The following is a 22,395-nucleotide window of genomic DNA, read 5'->3' as shown; positions in this document are numbered from 1 at the left end:
CCGCAGTTGGCACGGTCGCTGCAATGAGGAGGCCGCCACGAAGCGGCGCTGCCGGCGCCGTGAGCCAGCGGATCCCGTCATGCAGATGCCTGTCAGCCCTCCTTATTCGGATCTCGAACAGCGCGTGCTGTCGCGCATCACGGAGGAGCGCTGGCTTGAGCTGGCATCCGAGCTGATCCGCACCGGTCAGCCCCGTTCCGGCAATCCGCTGGATCCCGATTTGCCGCCCGCCGAGGAAGAGGCGATCTCGATGCTGGTCGCGGGCAAGCTCGAAGCGCTCGGCATGGAGGTCACCAAGCACAGCGCGCAGCCGCACCGGCCGAACGTGCTGGGCGTGCTCAAGGGACGGGACGGCGCCCCCTCGCTCATTCTCAACGACCATCTCGACACCTATCCGGCCGTCGAGCCCGAGAAATGGCACATGACGGATTTCGATCCGTTCAAGGCGACGCGCCACGGCGATCTGCTCTATGCGCGCGGCACGTCCGACACGCGCGGAAACCTGGCGGCATCCTTGCTCGCCGTGCAGGCGCTGACCGAAGCGGGCGTGAAGTTCGATGGCACCTTGATGTGCTGCTACACCGTCGATGAGGAGCGGAACGGCACCGAAGGCTCCATCTACATGCTCAACAAGATTGGCCTGACCGCCGACTACGAGATCACCGCCGAGCCGACCGCCTGGGGCGACGTCAACACGGACTGGGGCATGAACCTGTCGGTGGCCAATTCCGGCCACTGCCTGATCGAGCTCACCGTTCACGGCATCAAGTCGCACATCTGGCGACCGGACATCAGCGTCAACGCCATCATGGAAGCGGCAAAGCTGTTGCCGAGGTTGAAGGACATGGCGTTCACCCATGTCCCCAGCAAGTTCATGGGGCATACGCCGCCCTGCTGCGCCGTGGTGCGGATTCGGTCCGGCCTGCCCGGCGAGATGCAGTTCTCCCCGGATGCCTGCACCATCACGCTCGCCGTGGTCGGCATCGTGCCGGGCATGACGCTATCGAGCGTGATTGCGGACATCGAGCGTCTCGGACGGGACACTTTTGCGGGCGTGAACGACGTCAAGGTCGAGGTGCGCCAGGTGCCGGGCTCGCTGTTCGTCAACGCGACCGAACCGGTGCCGGTCGAGGAGGAGCCCTGCCGCTCCTTGCGCGCGGTTTACCGGCGTCTGATGGGCCGCGAGCCCGGGGTCAACCGCAAGAATGCCTTCAACGACACGATCCGCTTCCGCGAAGCCGGAATCAATGCGGTGACGTTCGGTCCCGGAGAAGACGGCTGGGCCGTCGACAACGAGAACATCTCGATCACCAAGTCGGTGATGGCGACGCGGATCTACGCGCTGACCATCATGCAGATCCTGGGAGTGCGGACATGAGCGTCGAGGCGACCCATATGACGATTCCAATCTCGCCGGATCGCACCCGACGCGGCAGCTTCCGGCTGCGGCTTCCGAAGGTCTCGCGATCGGTGCTGCTCTCGACGCTGACCGTGGCCGTGCTGCTGGCCGGCTGGGCCATCGTCACGGAGATGGGCTGGGCCAACGAGCTGTTCCTGCCGAAGCCGCAGGCGGTCTGGGCCGCGTTCGTCAAGACGATGACGAAGGGATATCAGGGCGCGACGCTGCTTCAGCATCTCGGCGCAAGCCTCTATCGTATCCTCACGGCTTTCACGCTGGCCTGCCTGATCGGCATCCCGCTCGGCGTCCTCATGGGCGTGTCGCGCAACGCACGCGCGCTGCTCAATCCGTTGATCGAGTTCTACCGGCCACTGCCGCCGCTCGGACTTTATACGCTGCTGGTGATGTGGCTCGGCATCGGTGAGAGCTCGAAGCTGTCGCTGCTGTTTCTTGCCGGTTTGCCGGGCATCGTCATCTCGACCATCCAGGCCGTCACCAGCGTGGACCCGGTCTATGTGCGCGCCGCCCAGTCGCTCGGCGCGACCCGGCGCCATTTGCTGTTTCACGTCTATTTGCCGGCGGCGGGACCGCTGATTCTGGCCGGCATGCGTATCTCGCTCGGATTCACCTACACCGTTCTCGTCGCCGCCGAAATCGTCGCCGCCTCCGCCGGCATCGGCTGGATGATCTGGGACGCCGCGAAATTCCTGCTCTCCGACGTCGTGATCATGGGGCTGATCGTGCTCGGCCTCACCGGCGTCGTGCTCGACCTCATGATGCGCGGCATCGCGAAACTGTTGATGCCGTGGGCCTGAATCCAATTCTGATCGTAGGGGAGACCTCCATGAAGAGACTGATTGCGACGCTCGCGGTAACCACGTTGGCGCTCACGGCCGCAGTCCGCGCCGAGGACAAGCCGGCGAAGGTGACCGTCGGCTATCTGAACCTGGTGAATGCGCAACTGGTCACCAAGCATCTTGGCCTGCTCGCCAAGGAGATGCCGGGCGTCGACATCAAATACGTCAAGATCGGCGGCGGCGGCGACATGCTGCGCGCGATCGCCGGCAGCGACGTCGACTTCGGCGGCCTCGGCAACCCGCCGACCGCGATCGGCGCGACGCGCTCCCTGCCGATCAAGGGCATCCTGGTGATCAACATGCTCGACTACGTCGAGTCGATGGTGGTCCGCGCCGACAAGAACATCACCTCGCTCAAGGACCTCAAGGGCAAGACGGTGGCGGCGCCGTTCGGCTCCACGACGCACTACCTCCTGCTCCAGGCGCTCAAGGAGGAGGGTGTCGATCCCGCCTCGATGAAGATTCTGGACCTCGCGCCGTCGGACATCGCGGCGGCCTGGCTTCGCGGCGACATCGACGCGGCCTGGTTCTGGGAGCCGAATCTCGGCAAGGCCGTGAAGAACGGCGGCAAGATCCTCGTCACCTCGGGCGAGATGGCCAAGCGCGGCTACCCGACCTGGGACATCGGCGTCGTCATGAACGCGTTCGCGGAGAAGTATCCATCCTACGTCGACAAGTTCATCAAGGCCGAATGCGAAGGCATCGATTTCTGGCTGAAGAACCCGGAGAAGACTGCCGAAATCATCGCGGAAGAGCTTTCGCTGCCTCTCGAGGACGCGCAGCGAATGATGAAGGGCACCGGGATGATCCCCTGCAGCACGCAGCTCACGGAGGAGTATCTCGGCACATCCGCGAAAAAGGGCAAGTTCGTCGACACGCTGATCTCGACCGCCGATTTCCTGGTGAAGCAGGAGCGCCTGCCGAAGCTGCTGCCGCGCGCCGACTTCGAAGCCTTCATCCAGCCCGCCTATCTGGAGAAGGTGATCGGCCGCTAGGGTCGGTGCCGGCGGGCTTGCCTCGCCGGCACATTGTCAATTCCTGCAAGCACGTGACCGACATGAATCTCGCACCTCGCCACCTCCGCGCCGCCTATCGCAGCGGCGAGCTCAAGCCGTCCGATGTCGCCGCGCACGTGTTGTCGCGCCTCGATGACGCCGACCAGAGCGGCGTCTGGATCTCGCCGGCAAATCCGCAAGGCGTCATGGCGAAGGCCCGCGCGCTCGATGCCCGCATTGGCGAGATCGGCGAGCTGCCGCTCTACGGCCTTGTGTTCTCGGTCAAGGATTGTATCGATGTGGCCGACGAGCAAACCACCTCGGCCTGCCCGGAATTCGCCTACACCGCGAAAGACACGAGCCCGGTTGTCGCCGACGCCATCGCCGCCGGCGCGATCTATCTCGGCAAAACCAATATGGATCAGTTCGCGACCGGCCTCGTCGGCGTGCGCTCGCCCTATGGCATCGCCCGCAACCCGCACAACCCCGACTACATCCCCGGCGGCTCCAGCTCGGGCGCAGCGGTATCGGTCGCGACGGGCACCTCGTCCTTTGCGTTCGGCACCGATACCGGCGGATCGGGCAGGGTGCCGGCGTCCTATTGTGGCGTGACCGGCTTCAAGCCGGCGCCCGGCGCCTTCAGTCAGCGCGGCATGGTCTACGCGTGCCGTAGTTTCGATACCATCTCGCTCTACACGTGCGATCCCCGCGATGGCCACGAGATCTATCTCGTGTTGGCGCGGCGCGATGTCGAGGACTGTTTTTCACCGGTGGATTCCGCCGGATGGACGGAGCAGGCATCTCCGGCGCGGCCGCTCAACATCGCAACGCCGCGTCCGGATCAGCTCAGGTTCTTCGGCAATGCGGAGACGGAGGCGCTGTTCGGCGATGGACTCCGCAAGCTGCGGCAGCTCGATCTGTCGGTCGCATTGGTCGATTTCGCGCCGTTCATTTCGGTCAACGATTTGATGTTTTTCGGACCTTTCCTCGCCGAGCGGGACGTGTCGGTCGGCGCATTCCTCGACGCCAACCCGGAGGCGGGCGTGAAGATCGTGCGCGACCTCGTCATCGGCAGCCGCAAGTTCACGGCGGCCGACGCCTATCGTGCGCTCTACAAGGTCAAGGAGGTCCAGCGGTCGCTGCGCGATTTCTGGCAAGTTCATGATGCGCTGGTCGTGCCGACGGTCGGCACCGTGCTGAGCATCGACGACGTCGCGCGCGATCCGCTGACGGCCAACTTCAACAACGGCTATTACACCAACTACGCCAACCCGCTTGGGCTGGCCGCCATCGCCGTTCCGAACGCCGTCACCGCAGCCGGCGTGCCCTATGGCATCACGTTCCTGGCGCCGGCCGGCCGGGAGCGCCTGCTCACCGATCTGGCTTGCGCTTTCATGGGGGCTTCGGCCGAGCCAGAACATCTGCGCCGCGTTGCAATCCGAGCGGAGACCTCCTAGCCTTCGAGCCGTCACTCGAAGGGAGACCGATCGTGGGGCGCAGCGATGCGCATGAGGTGGCCGATCCAGTTGAGCCGCGCGCCGACCTGCCACGGCCCGGGACCGGACGTTATGTGCTGAAGGCGTTGGACAAGCCCGATCTGGAGCTCGTGATGCGAACCGGCAGGCTCGCGACCTACCAGAACCGCGAATATCTGCTGCGGGAGGGCGAGCCCGCAAACGGCATCCACATCATCCTGAACGGGATCGTCGAAAGCACCCATGCCGGCACGCAGGGGCGCGAACTGATGCTGTCGACCTGGGAGGCCGACGACTTCGTCGGCGCGCCCTATATCCTCGGCGATCACCGCCACAGCTGGTCGGCCCGCGCGCTCGGGCGCGTCGAAGCACTGCATCTCGACCAGGATGCGGTCCGCCGGTTGATCGCGCAGTCGCCGCCGTTCGCAGTCGCGCTGATCGAGTGCCTCGGCTTCAAGGGCGAGACCTATTCGATGCTGGCGCAGACGCTGGCCGGGCAGAAGGCGGCGGAACGGTTGGTGCTGCTGCTGGTCAAGCTGTGCGAGAACGCAGCCCAGGACGAGAGCGGCCCGATCTCGCTCGGTCGCATCACGCAGGCCAATCTCGCGCGCATGATCGGCGCGACGCGCCAATCGATCAGCCTGATCCTCAGCCGCCTCCAGAACGACGGCATCATCTGGACCGGCCCGACCAAGATGGTCGTCAACGATCTCGCTGCGTTGAGGAAGCAGGTGGCGGACTAGGCGTGAACCAATAAGGTCAGCTTACCGACGCAACGGAAGTGTCCGCCTTGAGCATGATGGGCGCTTGTGACCGGAGCGCACATGCTGTTTGTAATCTTCGATAGTCCTTTAGCGCACAGGGACTGCGCGGCTCGTCTGACATCAGCTTTGGGCCAGCAAACGCACTAGCTTCAACCGAACTGGAACAATCTCCAAGCGATCCGGTTGAAGTTTGTTATGGCCAATCTGGGACAGGCACGGATTAGTCCTGGAGAAGCGTGTTGTTTATCAGGAAAGGTGCTTCACATGGATGACGAACGAAAATCGTCAAAAGCTGGGGAACGCGCCGCTGAAGGCCTGCGCGAGGCGGCTGCTAAGGACGAAGCGAAAAACGAGAGCAAGACGGGACACGATTTAGCGAAGGGCGCTGACCGCTTCGAAGAACGCTCCAAAAGCTCGGATGGAAGAAGCGCGGAAGAGAAACAAAAAGGGTGAATGTCTACAGCAGATCCGGCGCTGCGTTTCAGTGGAAGAAAGCAGGCGAACTTGGAGCCGATAGCATCGAGGTTGTGCCGACGACAATCCATCCCGGTAACAGCCACCTGACGCTTGTGCTGCGGACTGTCACGGAAGCGTCGACTAGCTCGAACTCGTCGCACTGACTTAGATCTCCCAGGGCGCGAGGTTGTCCCAGCTGCTATCATCTGTGCAAACTGCGAGCATGGCAGCTGTGAACCACACCTCCCTGAGAAGCCGCGTCCGTCGCCTCTACGAGGGTACAACGCCCAGCGCCGTTGGTTTCCGCTATGCTTTGCTCGCGTTTGATGTTGTGACCATACTGTTCATCATCGGGACGTCGTTCCTGCACCCCAGTGAGATCATCGAAACCTTCGACCTGCTATTCGGCGCAATGATATTGGCCGATTTTTCAGCACGGCTACTCGCCGACCGGCATCCGCTTCGAAAGTTCGGCCGCCTCTCGACATGGGCTGACATGGTCGCCATCGTTTCATTCCTGGCGCCCCTGGCTGGCGAGGCTGGCGGCTTTCTGCGGATTTTGCGGACGCTGGGAATGCTTCGTGACTACCAGATGCTCGCCAGGTTGCGCATGGATTCGTCGTTCTTCCGTCGCAACGAGGAGGTCATCTTTGCCGTCACCAATCTTGCGGTTTTCATATTTGTCATGACGGGGATAGTCTACGAGACCCAGAAGTTTCGTAACGATCAGATTCGGAATTATGCTGACGCGCTGTATTTCACTGTGACCGCGCTGACGACGACTGGCTTTGGCGATATCACCCTGCCAGGCACAATAGGTCGTTTGATAACCGTCGTGATCATGATTTTCGGCGTAACCCTGTTCTTCAATCTTGCGCGCGCATTGTTGAGTCCGAACAAGGTCAGATTTCCTTGCCCAACTTGCGGACTGCAGCGGCATGAGAGCGATGCCGTGCATTGCAAAGCATGCGGCGCTGTTCTCAATATTCCCGATGAAGGTTTGGCGTAGCTGTTGCTACCTCGGCGATCGAAACGTATTGCCATCATCAGAATCTGTGCCCAAGCGGCCATTCGACCATGGCCTCTTTCTAGGCGCTCGCAGCCATCGCAATCGTTGCCGTGGTAACGGCTGGCCTTGTCTAGCGCCCCGTAGAAATCATTTCAGGCCGGCTTCGACGCTGCCGGCACCAGCCCCATGCAGCACTGCACCTCGGCCGGGACATTGTAGGTCCGCATGATGTGGCGGCTGTCGCGCAAGCCGGATGCCTCACGCTGCACCACCAACATCCAGAGCGCGTGGCCGGCTTCCATCACCAGCTTGCGTCGGGCCGGCTGCATCGCGGCCGGCACCTCGGGGAGGGCATGGGCGGCGTCGAACTCGCGCAGGCGCGCCAGCGCCTGTTCGAGCGTGCGGCCCATCCGTCCGAGCGCGGAGGCCTGTTCCTGGACAATCTCGTAATGGAGGATATCGATGGGCGGGCGGAGATCACGGGACATGAGCCCGAATATAATGCCGCCGGAGCGGCCTGCAACGCAGGCCCGCCTTGCCGCTACTTCGCCCGATACGCTGCCAGGAACATCCGCGTCGCGCTGTCGACGACTTCGCTCATGCGCTCTTCCGACGGTGCGGGCGCGGCCTGGAAGACGAAGGGCAGGAACAGCGAGGCCTTGCACAGTTCCATGAACTGCGACGCCGCCAGATCGCAATCGTCGATATCGAGATCGCCGGCGGCGGCGTGGGCTTTGAGATAGTCGGAGAGGCGGTTGATCGACTTGTCCAGCACCCGCGCATAGTAGCGGCGGCCGAGATCGGGCATGCGCTCGGCGATCGCCATCACGGTGCGGATCGCCGATCCGCCGCCGAGCCGGCACAGCAGACGGTTGTAGGCCCGGCCGAAATCCTTCAGCGTGGTTTCAACATCGCGTGCCGGATCGAAATTGAACGCGACCTGCCCGTGCTGGAGCGCCTCCTGCTCGAGGATGGCTTCGAACAGCGCGCATTTGTCGGCGAAGTAGACGTAAAGCGTGCCCTTGGAGACCTGCGCAGCGCGGGCGATCTCGCCCATGCTGGCACCGTCAAACCCGAGATCCATGAACACCTTGCGGGCCCCGTCCAGGATCTGGCGGCGTTTGGAACTGTCCTCCTCCTGGACGACGTGGAGATGTTCGCGGCCGGGTACAACCATTGGTTCAGGGTCTCGGAAAGTTTTTGCATCGGTCCAGGGTGATGAAACCGAAATAAAGGATTCGGGCCGGTAGGGTCCGTTCGGGTATTATCTATATTGACCGAACCGTTCGGTCAATGATATTTGGGATGGGTGAGAGGGAACCGGCCGTAGGGCGGGGTTGTCCCTCATCGCGCTTTTTTGGGGAGGCCTCCATGGCCGTAGTGAGAGACCAGGCTGCGCGCGTCCTTCGCCCGGACGCCGTGGAGACGCCGACGCCCGCGGGTGGTGACGCTGCCACCGAGACGTCTGTGGCTCTCGCCGAGCAGTTGCGCTCTCATGTGGCCGAGGAAACCAAGCGCCGTCCCAGCGAGGCGCCGGAGAAGCCCGTGACCGACAAGCCGGCCGCAGCCCCAGACGCGCCCGCCGCCGGCGCGCCGAAGTCCGGCAAGCGCAAATTCGTCATGATGGGAGTAGGCCTCGTGCTGGCGCTCGCGGCGGCGAGCTATGCCGGCTATTACACGCTGGTCGGCCGCTTCTACGTTGCGACCGACGACGCCTATGTCCGCGCCAACAACACCATGCTGGGCGCGCGTGTTGCCGGCCACGTCTCCGCGATCCTCGCCGGCGACAACACGACGGTGCGCGCCGGCGACATCGTCTTCCGCATCGACGACGGCGACTACAAGATCGCGGTCGACGCCGCCGCGACCAGGATCGCGACCCAGCAGGCCACCATCGATCGCATCGGCCGCCAGGTCGCGGCGCTCGACAGCCAGGTCGCGCAGGCCAGGGCGCAGCTCGTCTCCGCCGAAGCCGGCCTCAAGCGCGCCGACCTCGATTATGAGCGCCAGCAGGCGCTGAGCAACAAGGGTTTTGCCTCGCGCGCCACCTTCGAGAGCTCCGAAGCCGGACGCGACCAGGGCGCTGCCGCGGTCAAGGCCGCGCAGGCCGCTTACGACGTCGCGCTCAGCAATGTCGACGTCGCCAAGGCGCAGCAGGCCGAAGCGCAGGCGCAGCTCGCCGAGCTCAAGACCACGCTGGCCAAGGCCGAGCGCGATCTCGCTTTCACCGCGGTGCGCGCGCCGGTCGACGGCACGTTCTCGAACCGCCTCGTCAGTGCCGGCGATTTCGTCGCGGTTGGCCAGCGGCTCGGCAACGTCGTGCCGCTCGATAACGTCTATATCGACGCCAATTTCAAGGAGACCCAGCTCAAGCGCATCCGCCCCGGCCAGCCTGTGACGATCAAGGTCGATGCCTACGGCATGCGCAAGTTCTCCGGTGTCGTCGACAGCATCGCAGCGGGCGCGGGCTCGGTGTTCACGCTGCTGCCGCCTGACAACGCCACCGGCAACTTCACCAAGATCGTGCAGCGCGTGCCGGTCCGCATCCGGGTGCCGAAGTCGGTCGCGAAGCAAAACCTGCTCCGCGCCGGCATGTCGGTCACTGCGACGGTCGACACCAACAAGGGCGCGGCCGACGCCGACAGCGAGGTCGATCTCGACGACGCCACCATGATCCATCCGCAGTAGCGCGCCTGCGCCGCGAGGTCAGACCATGGCGAACGTCACGACCGCTTTACCTGCCATGATGGCGGACCCCGCCTCGGAGCGCATCGCGCCGAAGCGGCTGTTCGCTTTCATCATCATGGTGTTCGGGATGTTCATGTCGATCCTGGACATCCAGATCGTCTCGGCGTCCCTGAGTGAAATCCAGGCCGGCCTGTCGGCAAGCTCTAGCGAGGTCTCCTGGGTCCAGACCGCCTATCTGATCGCCGAAGTGATCGCGATCCCGCTGTCGGGATTCTTGTCGCGCGCCTTCGGCACGCGGCTGTTGTTCGCAATCTCGGCGGCAGGCTTTACCGCATCGAGCCTGCTCTGCGGCTTCGCCACCACCATCGAGGAGATGATCCTGTGGCGCGCGCTGCAAGGTTTTCTCGGCGCCGGCATGATCCCGACGGTGTTCGCCTCGGCCTACACCGTCTTCCCACGCACCAAATTCCACATCGTCGGTCCCATCATCGGGCTCGTCGCAACGCTGGCTCCGACCATCGGGCCAACTGTCGGCGGCTACATCACCGACCTGATGTCCTGGAACTGGCTGTTCTTCATCAACATCGTGCCTGGCATCGGCATCACCATCGGCGTGCTGGCGCTGGTCGATTTCGACGAGCCGCATTTCGAGTTGCTCGACCGTTTCGACTGGTGGGGGCTGCTGTTCATGGCCGGCTTCCTCGGCACGCTGGAATACGTGCTGGAGGAAGGCCCGCAATATGAATGGATGCAGGACCCCTCGGTCGCGATCTGCGCCTGGATCTGCGGCATCTCGGCGATCGCCTTCTTCTGGCGCGTCTTCACGGCGGCCGAGCCGATCGTCAATCTACGCACCTTTTCCAACCGCAATTTCGCGATCGGCTGCGTCCTTCAGTTCTGCATCGGCATCGGCCTCTACGGCCTGACCTACATCTATCCGCGCTACCTCGCCGAAGTGCGTGGCTACAGCGCACTGATGATCGGCGAGACCATGTTCGTCTCGGGCATCACCATGTTCCTGATCGCGCCGGTGGTCGGGCGTCTCATGGCGAAGTACGACATGCGCTACATGATCGCGTTCGGGCTCGTCGTGTTCGCGCTCGGCTCCTACCAGATGACCTGGATCACGCGCGACTACGATTTCTATGAGTTGCTGATTCCGCAGATCCTGCGCGGCATCGGCATGATGTTCGCGATGGTGCCGACCAACAACATCGCGCTCGGCACGCTGGCGCCCGACCGGGTGAAGAACGCCTCGGGCCTCTTCAACCTGATGCGCAATCTCGGCGGCGCCGTGGGTCTCGCCGTCATCAACACCGTGCTCAATGACCGCACCGACCTGCACATTACGCGCCTGCAGGAGCGTGTGACCTGGGGCAACGCGACCGCGACCGAAACCCTGACTATGTTCATGCAGAAGTTTCAGGGGCTTGGCGATTCCACCCTAATGGCGATGAAGCAGCTCAGCCAGCTCGTGCATCGCCAGGCCGTGGTGATGGGCTTCGGCGATGCCTTCTTCATCCTGACGCTGTTCTATCTCGGCCTCACCCTGCTCGTCACACTGTTGAAAAGGCCGGCCTCGCCGTTCGGCGCCAGCGGCGACGCGCACTAATTTGCAACACTCGTGCGTGATCTCGCGCGAGCCCCGTTGCAAATCACCACTGACACATCTATAAAGCGCACCTCATTCCATCGAACCGGGAGGATTTGCATGATTTCGTCGCATTCGCAGATCGCACGCCCGCGCTCGATGATGTTCTGGCTCGGTATGTGCTCGGCCTCCTAGAGGCCTCTTCCGCCAGCTTCGATTGGGCTCCTAGTCCCGATCGCTCCGCTTCCCAAGTCAAAACCAACTTTAAGTGACGCCGTCTCGGCCCTCGCGGCCGGCCTGTGTCCATCAATGGAGCCGGCCCGCGACATAAGCGGCCGGATGATGCCATGACCGCTCTGTCAAAAAGGCCCGCGGCGATACGCGTGGTGCTGCCCTTCGTGTTCCGGCACTGGCTGAAGCAGCCGGGGCGTACCCTCGTCGTCGCCGGCGGCTTGTTGGGTGCGACCATCGCCGACCTGTTCATGCCGGTCTTCTCCGGACATCTGGTCGACGCTCTGACGCGCGGCCCATCCGATCCCGCCGCGCGTGACGCTGCGCTGATGGCATTGGGCGGTATCGTGGCGCTGGGCGCAGCCTCCATGGTGCTGCGGCTGACCGGCCTCCAGGCCATCGTGCCGTTCTCGCTGAAGATCATGTCCGAGGTCGCGCAGGAAGCCTTCATGCGCGTGCAACGGTTCTCGACCGACTGGCACGCCAACTCCTTTGCGGGATCCACGGTGCGCAAGGTCACCCGCGGCATGTGGGCGCTCGACCTGTTGAACGACACCATCTTGATGGCGCTGGCGCCGTCGCTGCTGGTGCTGATCGGGTCGATGATCCTGCTCGGCCTGCACTGGGCCTCGCTTGGCGCGGTGATCGCGCTGGGCGCGCTGGCCTATGTCACGATGACGGTGCTGTTCTCGACGCGCTACATCGCGCCGGCCGCGCGCATCTCCAATGCCTGGGACACCAAGGTCGGCGGCACGCTGGCGGATGCTCTGACGTGCAACGCGGTGGTGAAATCGTTCGGCGCGGAAGCGCGCGAGGATGCGCGGCTTGCCCGTGTCGTCAACCGCTGGCGCGTGCGCGTGCGGCGGACCTGGCTGCGCTACAACTACACCAACCTGGCGCAGCTCTCGGTGCTGCTGGCCCTGCGTGCCTCCGTGATCGGCGGCGCCGTGCTGCTGTGGATGTCGGGGCGAGCCTCGCCCGGCGACGTCACCTATGTGTTGACGAGCTACTACGTCATCCATGCCTATTTGCGCGACGTCGGAATGCACATCAACAACCTGCAGCGCTCGGTCAACGACATGGAGGAGCTGGTGGCGATCCACGACGAGCCAATCGGGATTGCGGATGCGCCGGACGCGCGGTCGATCGCGATCGAGCGCGGCGAGCTCGTGTTCGACGACGTCACGTTCCATTATGGCGGCCATCACGCGCCGCTCTATGACGGATTGTCGGTCACGATCCGCGCCGGCGAACGCGTCGGTCTCGTCGGCCGCTCCGGCTCCGGCAAGACCACCTTCGTCAAGCTGGTGCAGCGGCTCTACGACGTCACCGGCGGCCGCGTTCTGATCGATGGGCAAGACATCGCCAAGGCCACCCAGCATTCGCTGCGCAGCCAGATCGCGATCGTGCAGCAGGACCCGATCCTGTTTCACCGCTCGCTCGCCGAGAACATCGCCTATGGCCGGCCCGGCGCCAGCCTGGAGGCGATCGAGCAGGCGGCACGGCTGGCCAATGCGCACGACTTCATCGTGCGCCTGCCCAAGGGCTACGGCACGCTGGTCGGCGAACGCGGCGTCAAGCTCTCCGGCGGCGAGCGACAGCGCGTGGCGCTGGCGCGCGCCTTCCTGGCGGACGCGCCGGTGCTGATCCTGGACGAAGCGACCTCGAGCCTCGATTCGGAATCCGAGGCGCTGATCCAGCAGGCGATGGAGCGGTTGATGCGAGGCCGCACCTCGATCGTGATCGCGCACCGGCTCTCGACGGTGAAGAGCCTCGATCGCATCCTGGTGTTCGACCGCGGCGAGATCGTCGAGCAAGGCACGCATGCCAAGCTCGCGGCCAGGCCCGGCGGCATCTATCGCGGCCTGTTCGAGCGCCAGGTGGTGGAGCTCGGACAGATCGCAGCAGCGGAATGAGTGGCGCGCGGCCGGCGGACCAATGTCGGCCGCGTCGCCAAGGAATCGGTCAAGGATGGGTGACATGAAAGACCTGACCAACGGCTCCGTCGCGAAGCACATTCTGGGCATGGCACCGCCGATCATGGTCGGTATGGTCACGATCATGCTTTGCCAGCTGGTCGATCTGTACTTCGTCTCCGGCTTGGGCGATGCCGCGGTCGCGGGCGTGGCGGCGGCCGGCAATGCCGGCTTTCTCATCAACGCGCTGATGCAGGTGCTCGGCGTCGGCGCGGTGTCGTTGATCGCGCATGCCGTGGGACGCAAGGATCGGCCGGATGCCAATTTGATCTTCAATCAGGCGATCGTGCTGTCGGTGCTGTTCGGACTGTTGACCCTGGTCGCAGGCGCGGCGCTGTCGCGCGCCTACATGCATGCGATCGCCGCGGACGAAGCCACGATCGAGGCGGGGACCACGTATCTGCTGTGGTTCATGCCGGCGCTCGCGTTGCAATTCGCGAGCCAGGTGATGGGATCCGCGCTGCGCGCTACCGGCATCGTGCGTCCCACGATGCTGGTGCAGGCGCTTGCGGTGGCCATCAACATCGCGCTGGCGCCGGTTCTGATCGCGGGCTTGGGCACGGGCCATGCGCTCGGCGTTGCCGGTGCGGGGCTGGCGAGCTCGATCGCGGTGTTGATCGGCGTCGTGATGCTGCTTGCGCATTTTCGTAAGGTCGAACGCTATGTCGCCTTCAATCCGGCGCAGTGGCGTCCGCAGGCGCAGCATCTGAGGCGCATCCTCAATGTCGGCCTGCCTGCCGGCGGCGAGTTCGCGATGATGTTCATCCTCATGGCGGTGGTATATTTCGTGCTGCGCGATTTCGGTGCGGCGGCGCAGGCCGGTTTCGGGATCGGACAACGGGTCCTGGGCCTGATCCAGATGCCGGCGCTTGCAGTTGCGCTCGCCGCTGGGCCGATCGCCGGCCAGAACATGGGCGCCGGAAAAGGCGAGCGCGTGCGCGAAACCTTCGTCAAGGCGGCGCTGATCACCAGTGTCGTGATGATAGGCTTCATGTGCCTCGCGCAGTTGAAGCCGCAGCTCCTGCTCTCGGGGTTCTCGAACGACCGCGAAACCATGGAGATCGCGTTCCTGTTCCTGCGGATCATCTCGCTCAACATGGTGGCGCAGGGCGTGATCTTCACCTGCTCGAGCATGTTCCAGGGCCTCGGCAATACCAAGCCGGTGCTGTGGAGTTCGGCAACGCGCGTGCTCACCTATTCGCTGCCGGCGATCTGGCTGTCGACGCGGCCGGGCTTCCGGATCGAGCACGTCTGGTACCTGTCGATCGCGGCAACCACGCTGCAGGCGGCCCTGAGCTTGTGGCTGCTACGGCGTGAATTCAGGAAGCGCCTTGCCACGCTCCGGCATGAGAAGTCCCCGGAGCCGGCTGCGCCCAAGCGCGTGGCGTCTCCTGTACGCGCGCCAGCGTAGCGATCGCTTGTCCCCGCCCCACGGCTCCGGCAAACTTGCCGCGCCGTGGGGATCGGCTGCAGGGGCCAAATGACCGAGGTGTTGAATGAGCAGCGGCCCAATTCCTGGCTCGCCGCGATCTGGGCGGCATGCTATCGCACGCCAGCCCGCTCCGTCGCGCTGATCGCGTTGCTGTTGCCGTGGACCACGACCGGGCTCATTTTCGCGCTCATTCCCTGGCTGATCGCGTTCGCGTTCCTCGACCTTCGCGAATTTCCGCGTTCGCTGCTTCGGGCAATCTGCCTGCTGCCGATTGCGCTGGTCCTACTCGCCGCCATCGGCACGCTCTGGTCGGATGCGCCCTGGCCGGACCGAATCCATGCGATCGGCCCGGCGGCGAAGCTGCTGGTGATTCCGCTTCTGATCTACCAGTTCGAGCGCTGGCCCTTTGGCGGCTGGGTGTTTTCCGCGTTCCTGGTATCCAGCACGGCGCTGATGCTCTATTCCTTCGCCGTCGCCGTCGATCCCGCATTGTCGCTGAAACTCTATCTGTCGCGCGGGCCTTACAAGGTCGAAAGCGGGATCGCGGTGCGCAATTATATCGACCAGAGCCAGGAGTTCGCGCTCTGTGCGATCGCGCTGGCCTATCCCACCGTGTCGCTGCTGCGACAAGGCCGTTACCGCATCGCAGCGCTGTTCGTGGCGCTCGCGATCGGATTCCTCGCCAACATGATGTTCGTCGTGGTCTCACGGACGGCGCTGGTGACGCTGCCGATCCTGATCGTGGTCTTCGCGCTTTTGCATTTGCGCCGCCGCACCGCACTCTTCGCCGTCAGCGCGATGGGGCTTTTGGCCGTGCTGCTGTGGACCGCCGCGCCGCGTCTGCGCGCAACAGTCGCCAAATTCAACGGAGACTATGAGGTCAGCATCGCCGGCAATGATGTCAGCGGCATGGGGTCACGACTGGAGTTTTGGCGCAAATCGCTGGCGTTCACCGCGGACGCGCCGCTGCTCGGTCACGGCACCGGGGCGATCCGCGGCCTGTTCGCGCGCGCGGCTATCGGCGAGAGCGGGGTTCGAGCGGAAATCGTCGGTGATCCCCACAACCAGACGCTCAATGTCGCCGTGCAGTGGGGCGCGTCGGGCGTCGTGATCCTCTATGCGCTCTGGTTCGCGCACCTCTCGCTGTTTCGCGGAGAGGGGCTGGCCTGCTGGGTCGGCCTTCTGGTGGTGGTGCAGAACATGCTGTCCTCGCTGCTCAACTCGCATCTGTTCAATTTCGCCGAGGGCTGGATCTACGTGCTTGGCGTCGGCATTGCCGGCGGCATGGCGCTCGCCGCGAAGACAATACGGGGTTAGTGCGTGCCCAAACTGTTCCAGACCAGGCCGAGGCCCGACAGGAACAACAGACCGAGCACGACATCGCCGAAATGCTTGTCGCTCAGCGCATGATAGACGCGCGCGCCGGCCCATGCGCCGATCAGCGTGCCCGGAAATGCGATCACTGCGAGCCAGACCACCTTGAACGCGACGAGGCCCGAGGCGGTCTGCAACACCAGAGCGGCGGCGAGCACGGTGAAATTGAAGAGCTGGAAGATGGCGCGCCGCTCGTGCTTATTCCAGCCGCGGATGTTGGCCCACAGTATCGGCAGCGGCCCCGACAGTCCGGCAAGGCCACCCAAGATGCCGCCGGCAAAGCCGATCGCGCCGTCGGCAATGCGGCCGCCGAACGTGACGGCGAGCGGCCGCTTGTTCAGATAGAGAGCGGTCGAAAACACCAGGATCAGCACGCCGACGCTCAGCTTGAACACTTTTGGATCGGCGGAGGCGACCAGCATGGTGCCCAGCGGCACGCCGATCAGTCCTCCAATTAGGAACGGCCAGACCAGCGAGAGATCAAAACTTTTCCACATCGACGGCAGCGTCGAGCTCTGCGCGATCACCGAGCAGATCAGCACCAGCGGCACCGCGAGCGAGGGCGGCAGTACGTAGAGCCAGATGCCGAGCGCCATCAGCGCCGTGCCGAAACCGGCAAGGCCCGAGACGAAGCCTCCGGCCAGTGCGCCGAGCAGCAGCAGCGCGTAGGTGAGTATTTCCAACAGATTGTCCCTGTTATCTTGACGATCCCGAACTGTTGATCGCCATCGCTCGCATAGCACAGCTGCGGCCGTGCAGGTCAATTTCAAAACCGCACGCAAGCGTGATCCCCAGTGGCGGGCGTTCGCGAAAGACAGGCCTACATGATGCTCGTACTTCAATTGGGGGCCCGCTCGACGCCATCATGCGGTCGATCGGCCAGTCTCCCGAATGAGATATGGAGAAGGACGATGACCCGCACGAAGATTGCCGTCGCGGCCGCGCTAGTGTCGGCGGCGGCCTTGATGCCGACAATGGCGCAGGCCCAGTTTTCCGAGCCCGCGGCCTATCAGGCTGCCCATCCCGACCGCGACGTTCTGAATGGTGGCCAGCTCACGCCCGCCGCGCGCGGGGCTCTCGGCCAGCCGAGCGATGCCTACGCATCGCAAGCTTATCCATCGGCTGTTGCGCCGGTCGTGCGCTCCCACCATCGCCGGCAGCATCGATAGGTATTTGCTAGACGATCTGCCGGGTGTCGGCGGGCCTGTGCAGCGCGCTGATAAGGATGCGAAGCGCTTCCGTCAATTCCGCCCTGTTGCGCGCCGCGCCAAGCGAGACGCGTGCCGCGTGTGGCGCGGTCCCGTCGACGGTGAAAGCCTCGCCGGCGACGACTGCGAGCCCATTCCGCAGCAGATGCGCCGCGACGTCGGCACGGCCCTCCGGCAGCCGCAGCCACAGATGGTGAGCGGCGGGCTTGGCCTGAAACTCAAAACCCTTGAGCGCCCGTTGCGCGAGCTGCTGGCGGCCGATCGCCTCGTTCCTGATGGCGGTGATGATGCGATCGGCGATGCCGGTCTCGATCCAATGCGTCACCAGCGCGACCATCAGCGGCGCCGGCATCTGCACCGTCGCCTGCAAATAGTTGCGCATCTCCCGCTGCGAGCTGCCGTCGGGCGTCACCAGATAGGCGACCCGTAGTGCGGGCGCGATACATTTTGACAGCGTGGCCGCGAGATATGTCCGATCCGGAATGAGATTGGCAATCGGCGATGCCGAGCGATCGAGCAGCCCGTAGGCATCGTCCTCGATCAGAATCGTATCGGCATCGTTGATGATCTTGGCGATGGCGCTGCGGCGCTCAGGGAGAAGCGTCGCGGTGGTTGGATTGTGCAGCGTGGGAATGAGATAGACCGCTTTCGGCTTATGCATGTGGCAAGCCTTTGCCAGCGCGTCGGGCAGGATGCCGCCGTCGTCCATCGCGACGCCGACGAGTTTGACGCCGAGGCGTGCGGCGGCGGCCCTGATGCCGGGGAAGGTGAGGACCTCCGTCAGCACCACATCGCCGGGCCTGGCGATATGAGCGAGCAGGTTGAACAGGATCGTCTGTGCGCCGGGAAAGATCACGAGCCTGTCGGCATGGGCATGCGGCACGCGGGCGCGCATCCATCGCGCCGCGACCTCGCGCTCGTGTGCGCTGCCGCCGGGCGGCTGGTAGTTGAGATGCGCGGTCAGGCCCGATTGCGCGCGGATGGCTTCCATCCCGGCGATGATGCGCTCGTCGAGCTGCGCTTCGAGTGGCTGCGGCGGCACGTTCATCGAGAGGTCGATCGCGACGGGATGCGGCAGATCGACCACGCGGCGCGCGCTGGTCTCCGACACGAACGACCCCTGGCCGACCCGGGCCTCCATGATGCCGCGGCGCCGCGCCTCGGTGTAGGCGCGTGTCACCGTGGTGAGGTCGATGCCGAGCGCCTTTGCCAGCGCCCGCTGCGTCGGCAGTTGCTGGCCGCGCACCAGGCGGCCGGCGGCGATATCGGCCTCCATGGCCTCGACGATGCGCTGATAGCGCGGCCCGCTCAGCTCCGAGATTGTAGGGGTCCAATCCATGCAATGAAGGCCTATATCCTTTGAATGTATGGATACAAGATATTATTGTATGGATCGTAGAAAAGGAAGAGGTGGGGTCATGGCAACCGGTTCAGTCTCTCTGGCAAAGGCGATGTGGCGCGGATTTCGCGGCAAGTGCCCGAATTGCGGCGAAGGCCATGCGTTCGGCCGTTTCCTGAAGGTGGCGGATACCTGCGACCATTGCGGCGAGGAGCTGTTCCACCAGCGCGCCGACGATTTCCCGGCCTATCTCGTGATGGTCGTCGTCGGCCATCTCGTGGTGCCGGCAATCCTCGCGGTCGAAACCGCCTATGCGCCGGCCGTCTGGCTGCAACTGGCGGTGTGGCTGCCGGTGACGTTGTTGGCCTCCCTCGCGCTATTGCAGCCGACCAAGGGCGCCATCGTCGGGCTGCAATGGCAGATCGGCATGCACGGCTTTGAGGCCGGTAAGCTGCGGCGCGAAGCTGGTCGGCCTGCACCCGTCCTTGTGAAGGTGAACGCGCGCGCGGCTTAAAGGGCAGCAGCGTTTACATCGCGCGGTCGGCCGCTACACTCCATCGAACAAACAAGAACGATGGAAACACCGATGGCCGCACGCGCAAAAACCTTCCTGCTTTGTCACGGCGCGTGGTCCGGCGGGTGGGCCTGGAAGAAGATGCATCCGCTGATGGCGCAGGCCGGCCATCGCCTGTTTGCGCCGACCTATACCGGACTGGGCGAGCGCGCGCATCTGGCCAGTCCCGCGATCGATCTCGGCACGCACATCCAGGACATTCTCAACGTCATCAGGTTCGAGGACCTCGAGGACATCGTGCTGCTCGGTCACAGCTATGGCGGCATGGTCGCCACCGGCGTCGCCGATCGCGCGCGCGAGCGGGTGACGCAATTGATCTACCTCGACGCCTTCGTGCCGCGTGACGGCCAATCGCTGTTCGATCTCCACGAGGGCGGGCGCGAGCCGATGCGCAAGGCTGTAAGCTCAGGCGATGGCTACCGCATCCCGCCGAACCCGCCGCCGCCGGATACGCCGCAGGCCGATCTCGACTGGCTCAACGCACGCCGGATCAACATGCCGATCAAATGCTTCGAGACGAAGCTAACGCTCGAACATGGCGAGCCGGCGATGCCGCGCAGCTACATCTATTGCACGCGCATTCCGCCGGGCGACGTGTTCGGGCAGTTCGCGAAGCGCACCAAGACCGAGGATGGCTGGCGCACTTTCGAACTCGATGCGAGCCATGCGCCGAATGTGACAGCGCCGGAGGCGCTGATGGGTGTGTTGCAAGAGATCGTCGGATAGCAAGCCCCCAAATGGTGAGGGGCCCGATGCAGTCAGCATCGAACCCCTCGTTGAAGATATCAGCCGGCCTCTAAGCCGGGTTCTGTAGGGCACCGTCCGCTTGCGCGAACGATACGTGACGGCCATTCCTCTGGGACCATGTTTGCACATGGCCTCGAGCAACCTACCCGGACGGCGGGCCTGACATCGCCCCGCGGCGTTATCGCTTTCGCGAACACTCCGCTATGCCGTCCCTATTCGGTTTTGCTCCCGGTGGGGTTTACCATGCCGGCTCCGTTGCCGCAGCCGCGGTGCGCTCTTACCGCACCTTTTCACCCTTACCTGCCTACGCAGCTTGCGCTGCTACGGCACGGCAGGCCCGAGGGCTTGCCGCGCCAAAGCCCCGAAGGGGCGACGGCGGGCGGTTCGTTCTCTGTGGCACTTTCCCTGGGGTCGCCCCCGCCGGACGTTATCCGGCACCGTATGTCAAGGGAGCCCGGACTTTCCTCCCCGGCGGCCTTTCGGCACTTGCCGGAGCGGCCGTCCGGCCGACTGACGGCTTACGCATGAAGCATTTGTGTCGGTTCCGCAAGCCGATATCGCCATGCACGGTTCGCCCGAAATAATTTATCCTGAAGATGTCGTTGGGCGCGTGTCCCGTTCGACTGGATGTCGGCGATCCAGCCGTGCAACAGGAGTTAAGCGATGCAGTATTTGCTGATGATCTACCAGAACGAAGCCGAGTACGCGAATATGCGTCCGGCGGCCGGCCAGCAGATGACGGCGGAATATCAGACCTTCACGCAAGGCATCATCCAGAGCGGCAATTTCAAGGCCGGCGACCGTTTGCAGCCGACCACGACCGCAACGACCGTCCGCGTGCGCGACGGCAAGACGCTGACGACCGACGGCCCGTTTGCCGAAACACGCGAGCAGCTCGGCGGCTATTACCTGGTGGAGGCCAAGGATCTCGATGCTGCGATCGAGATCGCGTCGCGGATTCCGTCGGCGCGTATCGGCTCGATCGAGGTGCGGCCGATCTGGGTCTACGACAAGTGACGGCGCCGTCGCGCATCGGCGCATGACGCTGTCCGAGATCGACAAGATCTTCCGCGACGAGGCGGGGCGGGCGCTGGCCACGCTGATCCGCCTCGTCGGCGATTTCGATCTCGCCGAGGACGCGCTCCAGGACGCCTTTGCGGTGGCACTGGCGCGCTGGCCGGCGTGCGAGGTCCCCGACAATCCGCGTGCTTGGCTGGTCAATGTCGCCAGGCACAAGGCGATCGACCGTATCAGGCGCCAGGCCGTTTTCCGCGGCAAGGAGCAGGCGCTCGTGCACGAGCTCGAGCTGAACGCGCAGGCGCCCGCCGAGCCGCCGGCAATGCTCGACGACGACATGCTGCGGCTGATCTTCACCTGCTGCCATCCTGCGTTCGCGCCCGAAGTCCAGGTCGCGCTGACACTGCGCACCGTCTGCGGGCTCTCCACGGCGCAGGTCGCGCGCGCCTTCCTCGTCAGCGAGGAGGCGATGGCGCAGCGTCTCGTCCGCGCCAAGCAGAAGATCAGGCTCGCCGGCATTCCCTATGAGGTCCCCGAGCGCGACACGCTGGTGCCGCGGCTCGACGGTGTGCTTGCCGTGATCTATCTCGTCTTCACCGAAGGCTACGTGGCGACGTCCGGTGCGGATTTGATGCGACCCGATCTTGCCGCCGAGGCGATCCGGCTTGGCCGCTTGCTCGACCGGCTGCTACCCGATCGAGCCGGGATCAAGGGCCTGCTGGCGCTGATGCTGCTGCACGATGCGCGCCGCGCAGGGCGCCAGACCGCCGCCGGCGACATCGTGCTGCTGGAAGAGCAGGATCGTTCGCAGTGGGACCATGCACAGATCGAGGAGGGTCTCCATCTGGTGGACGACGCACTGCGCGTGCCCGGCCGGCCGCAGCCCTATGCAGTCCAAGCCGCGATCGCTGCGCTGCATGCGCGCGCGCCGAGCTATGAGCAGACAGACTGGCCGCAGATCGCCGGGCTCTACGAAGTGCTATTGCGCATCAACCCGTCGCCGGTGATCGAGCTCAACCACGCGGCGGCGGTGTCGATGGTCGATGGGCCGGCACGTGCGCTCGATCTCGTGGATGCGACTACTGCGCGCGGCGGGCTTCGTGGCTACGAGCTGTTGCCGGCCGTGCGGGCGGATCTATTGCGACGGCTCGGCCGGAAGGAGGAGGCACGCGAGGCCTATCGCGCGGCGACGGAGGCGACAAAGTTGGAACCGCTGCGAAGGCTTTATGCGCGAAGGGTGAGGGAGATGGAGTAGCCGCCACA

At 64.4% G+C, this 22,395-nt stretch carries 21 protein-coding genes and 1 other RNA gene; 17 read left to right on the top strand and 5 right to left on the bottom strand.

Translation table 11 applies throughout. From position 1 onward, the window contains the following. Nucleotides 1-79: 79 nt before the first annotated feature. From IVB19_RS29295 to IVB19_RS29265, 7 genes are all read left to right on the top strand, one after another. Nucleotides 80-1,378 carry a M20 family metallopeptidase gene (locus IVB19_RS29295; RefSeq protein ID WP_018454213.1) on the top strand — a complete coding sequence of 433 codons (1,299 nt, stop codon included), beginning with the start codon at nt 80-82 and terminating at the stop codon, nt 1,376-1,378. Then, nucleotides 1,375-2,214, top strand: coding sequence for an ABC transporter permease (locus IVB19_RS29290; protein ID WP_085349106.1), 840 nt, complete (start codon nt 1,375-1,377; stop codon nt 2,212-2,214). Before IVB19_RS29295 ends, IVB19_RS29290 begins: the two co-directional genes overlap by 4 nt. A 29-nt stretch (nt 2,215-2,243) precedes the next feature. Beyond that, nucleotides 2,244-3,251 (top strand): taurine ABC transporter substrate-binding protein, encoded by a 1,008-nt coding sequence (locus IVB19_RS29285; RefSeq protein ID WP_026232686.1) that lies wholly within the window; start codon nt 2,244-2,246, stop codon nt 3,249-3,251. 62 nt (nt 3,252-3,313) lie between these two features. Further along, the gene (locus IVB19_RS29280; RefSeq protein ID WP_247820449.1) at nt 3,314-4,708 is read left to right on the top strand and encodes an amidase family protein; all 1,395 of its coding nucleotides are present in this window, start codon (nt 3,314-3,316) and stop codon (nt 4,706-4,708) included. A gap of 32 nt (nt 4,709-4,740) precedes the next feature. Continuing rightward, nucleotides 4,741-5,469: a Crp/Fnr family transcriptional regulator gene (locus IVB19_RS29275; protein WP_018454215.1), complete on the top strand. Its 729-nt coding sequence runs from the start codon at nt 4,741-4,743 to the stop codon at nt 5,467-5,469. Nucleotides 5,470-5,754: 285 nt separating this feature from the next. Next, nucleotides 5,755-5,943, top strand: a complete 189-nt coding sequence (locus IVB19_RS29270) for a hypothetical protein (RefSeq protein WP_085385390.1) — start codon at nt 5,755-5,757, stop codon at nt 5,941-5,943. A 226-nt stretch (nt 5,944-6,169) separates the two neighbouring features. Next, nucleotides 6,170-6,955 (top strand): potassium channel family protein, encoded by a 786-nt coding sequence (locus IVB19_RS29265; protein WP_247820448.1) that lies wholly within the window; start codon nt 6,170-6,172, stop codon nt 6,953-6,955. 152 nt (nt 6,956-7,107) lie between these two features. Here the strand turns inward: IVB19_RS29265 and IVB19_RS29260 are convergent, their stop codons facing one another. Then, nucleotides 7,108-7,443 (bottom strand): DUF6665 family protein, encoded by a 336-nt coding sequence (locus IVB19_RS29260; protein ID WP_018454217.1) that lies wholly within the window; start codon nt 7,441-7,443, stop codon nt 7,108-7,110. A gap of 53 nt (nt 7,444-7,496) precedes the next feature. After that, nucleotides 7,497-8,132 (bottom strand): TetR/AcrR family transcriptional regulator, encoded by a 636-nt coding sequence (locus IVB19_RS29255; protein WP_247820447.1) that lies wholly within the window; start codon nt 8,130-8,132, stop codon nt 7,497-7,499. Nucleotides 8,133-8,326: 194 nt separating this feature from the next. Between IVB19_RS29255 and IVB19_RS29250 the strand changes: the two genes are divergently transcribed. The 5 genes from IVB19_RS29250 to IVB19_RS29230 all read left to right on the top strand — a co-directional run bounded on the left by IVB19_RS29250 (nt 8,327) and on the right by IVB19_RS29230 (nt 16,190). Beyond that, on the top strand, nt 8,327-9,643 hold the full coding sequence (locus IVB19_RS29250; RefSeq protein WP_026232689.1) for an HlyD family secretion protein: 1,317 nt from the start codon (nt 8,327-8,329) through the stop codon (nt 9,641-9,643). A 25-nt stretch (nt 9,644-9,668) separates the two neighbouring features. Then, the gene (locus IVB19_RS29245; RefSeq protein ID WP_026232690.1) at nt 9,669-11,255 is read left to right on the top strand and encodes a DHA2 family efflux MFS transporter permease subunit; all 1,587 of its coding nucleotides are present in this window, start codon (nt 9,669-9,671) and stop codon (nt 11,253-11,255) included. 326 nt (nt 11,256-11,581) lie between these two features. Then, the gene (locus tag IVB19_RS29240) at nt 11,582-13,381 is read left to right on the top strand and encodes an ABC transporter ATP-binding protein (RefSeq protein ID WP_247337753.1); all 1,800 of its coding nucleotides are present in this window, start codon (nt 11,582-11,584) and stop codon (nt 13,379-13,381) included. 64 nt (nt 13,382-13,445) lie between these two features. Further along, complete coding sequence (locus IVB19_RS29235; RefSeq protein WP_018454222.1) at nt 13,446-14,852, top strand: MATE family efflux transporter; 1,407 nt, start codon at nt 13,446-13,448, stop codon at nt 14,850-14,852. Nucleotides 14,853-14,921: 69 nt separating this feature from the next. After that, the gene (locus IVB19_RS29230) at nt 14,922-16,190 is read left to right on the top strand and encodes an O-antigen ligase family protein (protein WP_247820446.1); all 1,269 of its coding nucleotides are present in this window, start codon (nt 14,922-14,924) and stop codon (nt 16,188-16,190) included. Here the strand turns inward: IVB19_RS29230 and IVB19_RS29225 are convergent. Then, entirely contained in the window at nt 16,187-16,930 is a 744-nt protein-coding gene (locus IVB19_RS29225) for a sulfite exporter TauE/SafE family protein (RefSeq protein ID WP_018454224.1), read from the bottom strand. The genes IVB19_RS29230 and IVB19_RS29225 overlap by 4 nt on opposite strands. A 228-nt stretch (nt 16,931-17,158) precedes the next feature. On the opposite strand from IVB19_RS29225, the gene IVB19_RS29220 reads away from it, so the two are divergent. Then, the gene (locus IVB19_RS29220) at nt 17,159-17,416 is read left to right on the top strand and encodes a hypothetical protein (RefSeq protein ID WP_018454225.1); all 258 of its coding nucleotides are present in this window, start codon (nt 17,159-17,161) and stop codon (nt 17,414-17,416) included. 7 nt (nt 17,417-17,423) lie between these two features. Here the strand turns inward: IVB19_RS29220 and IVB19_RS29215 are convergent, their stop codons facing one another. After that, the gene (locus tag IVB19_RS29215; RefSeq protein ID WP_018454226.1) at nt 17,424-18,794 is read right to left on the bottom strand and encodes an aminotransferase-like domain-containing protein; all 1,371 of its coding nucleotides are present in this window, start codon (nt 18,792-18,794) and stop codon (nt 17,424-17,426) included. A 49-nt stretch (nt 18,795-18,843) separates the two neighbouring features. On the opposite strand from IVB19_RS29215, the gene IVB19_RS29210 reads away from it, so the two are divergent. Then, on the top strand, nt 18,844-19,308 hold the full coding sequence (locus IVB19_RS29210; protein ID WP_449257540.1) for a DUF983 domain-containing protein: 465 nt from the start codon (nt 18,844-18,846) through the stop codon (nt 19,306-19,308). Nucleotides 19,309-19,380: 72 nt separating this feature from the next. Continuing rightward, nucleotides 19,381-20,094 (top strand): alpha/beta fold hydrolase, encoded by a 714-nt coding sequence (locus tag IVB19_RS29205; RefSeq protein ID WP_018454228.1) that lies wholly within the window; start codon nt 19,381-19,383, stop codon nt 20,092-20,094. Between the two features lie 55 nt (nt 20,095-20,149). On the opposite strand, the gene rnpB is transcribed toward IVB19_RS29205, so the two are convergent. Then, an RNA gene (rnpB, locus tag IVB19_RS29200) (RNase P RNA component class A) lies at nt 20,150-20,629 on the bottom strand. A 149-nt stretch (nt 20,630-20,778) separates the two neighbouring features. Here rnpB and IVB19_RS29195 point away from each other — a divergent pair. After that, complete coding sequence (locus IVB19_RS29195; protein WP_018454229.1) at nt 20,779-21,132, top strand: YciI family protein; 354 nt, start codon at nt 20,779-20,781, stop codon at nt 21,130-21,132. Between the two features lie 22 nt (nt 21,133-21,154). Continuing rightward, a complete protein-coding gene (locus IVB19_RS29190) occupies nt 21,155-22,387 on the top strand; it encodes an RNA polymerase sigma factor (protein ID WP_018454230.1) in 1,233 nt (410 codons plus the stop codon). Nucleotides 22,388-22,395 lie beyond the last annotated feature (8 nt).

The sequence above is a fragment of the Bradyrhizobium sp. 187 genome (genome assembly GCF_023101005.1).
Lineage (GTDB): Bacteria > Pseudomonadota > Alphaproteobacteria > Rhizobiales > Xanthobacteraceae > Bradyrhizobium > Bradyrhizobium canariense_D.
The sequence above is the reverse complement of the archived record's forward strand: the minus strand, read 5'-3'. Positions and strand labels throughout refer to the sequence as shown.

What these genes read in the sequence shown, in the direction of transcription:
- IVB19_RS29290 (WP_085349106.1), top strand. Translation starts at nt 1,375, where the DNA reads ATGAGCGTCGAGGCGACCCATATGACGATTCCAATCTCGCCGGATCGC.
- IVB19_RS29280 (WP_247820449.1), top strand. Translation starts at nt 3,314, where the DNA reads ATGAATCTCGCACCTCGCCACCTCCGCGCCGCCTATCGCAGCGGCGAG.
- IVB19_RS29285 (WP_026232686.1), top strand. Translation starts at nt 2,244, where the DNA reads ATGAAGAGACTGATTGCGACGCTCGCGGTAACCACGTTGGCGCTCACG.
- IVB19_RS29235 (WP_018454222.1), top strand. Translation starts at nt 13,446, where the DNA reads ATGAAAGACCTGACCAACGGCTCCGTCGCGAAGCACATTCTGGGCATG.
- IVB19_RS29250 (WP_026232689.1), top strand. Translation starts at nt 8,327, where the DNA reads ATGGCCGTAGTGAGAGACCAGGCTGCGCGCGTCCTTCGCCCGGACGCC.
- IVB19_RS29240 (WP_247337753.1), top strand. Translation starts at nt 11,582, where the DNA reads ATGACCGCTCTGTCAAAAAGGCCCGCGGCGATACGCGTGGTGCTGCCC.
- IVB19_RS29190 (WP_018454230.1), top strand. Translation starts at nt 21,155, where the DNA reads ATGACGCTGTCCGAGATCGACAAGATCTTCCGCGACGAGGCGGGGCGG.
- IVB19_RS29260 (WP_018454217.1), bottom strand. Translation starts at nt 7,443, where the DNA reads ATGTCCCGTGATCTCCGCCCGCCCATCGATATCCTCCATTACGAGATT.
- IVB19_RS29245 (WP_026232690.1), top strand. Translation starts at nt 9,669, where the DNA reads ATGGCGAACGTCACGACCGCTTTACCTGCCATGATGGCGGACCCCGCC.
- IVB19_RS29295 (WP_018454213.1), top strand. Translation starts at nt 80, where the DNA reads ATGCAGATGCCTGTCAGCCCTCCTTATTCGGATCTCGAACAGCGCGTG.
- IVB19_RS29205 (WP_018454228.1), top strand. Translation starts at nt 19,381, where the DNA reads ATGGCCGCACGCGCAAAAACCTTCCTGCTTTGTCACGGCGCGTGGTCC.
- IVB19_RS29210 (WP_449257540.1), top strand. Translation starts at nt 18,844, where the DNA reads ATGGATCGTAGAAAAGGAAGAGGTGGGGTCATGGCAACCGGTTCAGTC.
- IVB19_RS29265 (WP_247820448.1), top strand. Translation starts at nt 6,170, where the DNA reads ATGGCAGCTGTGAACCACACCTCCCTGAGAAGCCGCGTCCGTCGCCTC.
- IVB19_RS29230 (WP_247820446.1), top strand. Translation starts at nt 14,922, where the DNA reads ATGACCGAGGTGTTGAATGAGCAGCGGCCCAATTCCTGGCTCGCCGCG.
- IVB19_RS29215 (WP_018454226.1), bottom strand. Translation starts at nt 18,794, where the DNA reads ATGGATTGGACCCCTACAATCTCGGAGCTGAGCGGGCCGCGCTATCAG.
- IVB19_RS29255 (WP_247820447.1), bottom strand. Translation starts at nt 8,132, where the DNA reads ATGGTTGTACCCGGCCGCGAACATCTCCACGTCGTCCAGGAGGAGGAC.
- IVB19_RS29220 (WP_018454225.1), top strand. Translation starts at nt 17,159, where the DNA reads ATGACCCGCACGAAGATTGCCGTCGCGGCCGCGCTAGTGTCGGCGGCG.
- IVB19_RS29270 (WP_085385390.1), top strand. Translation starts at nt 5,755, where the DNA reads ATGGATGACGAACGAAAATCGTCAAAAGCTGGGGAACGCGCCGCTGAA.
- IVB19_RS29195 (WP_018454229.1), top strand. Translation starts at nt 20,779, where the DNA reads ATGCAGTATTTGCTGATGATCTACCAGAACGAAGCCGAGTACGCGAAT.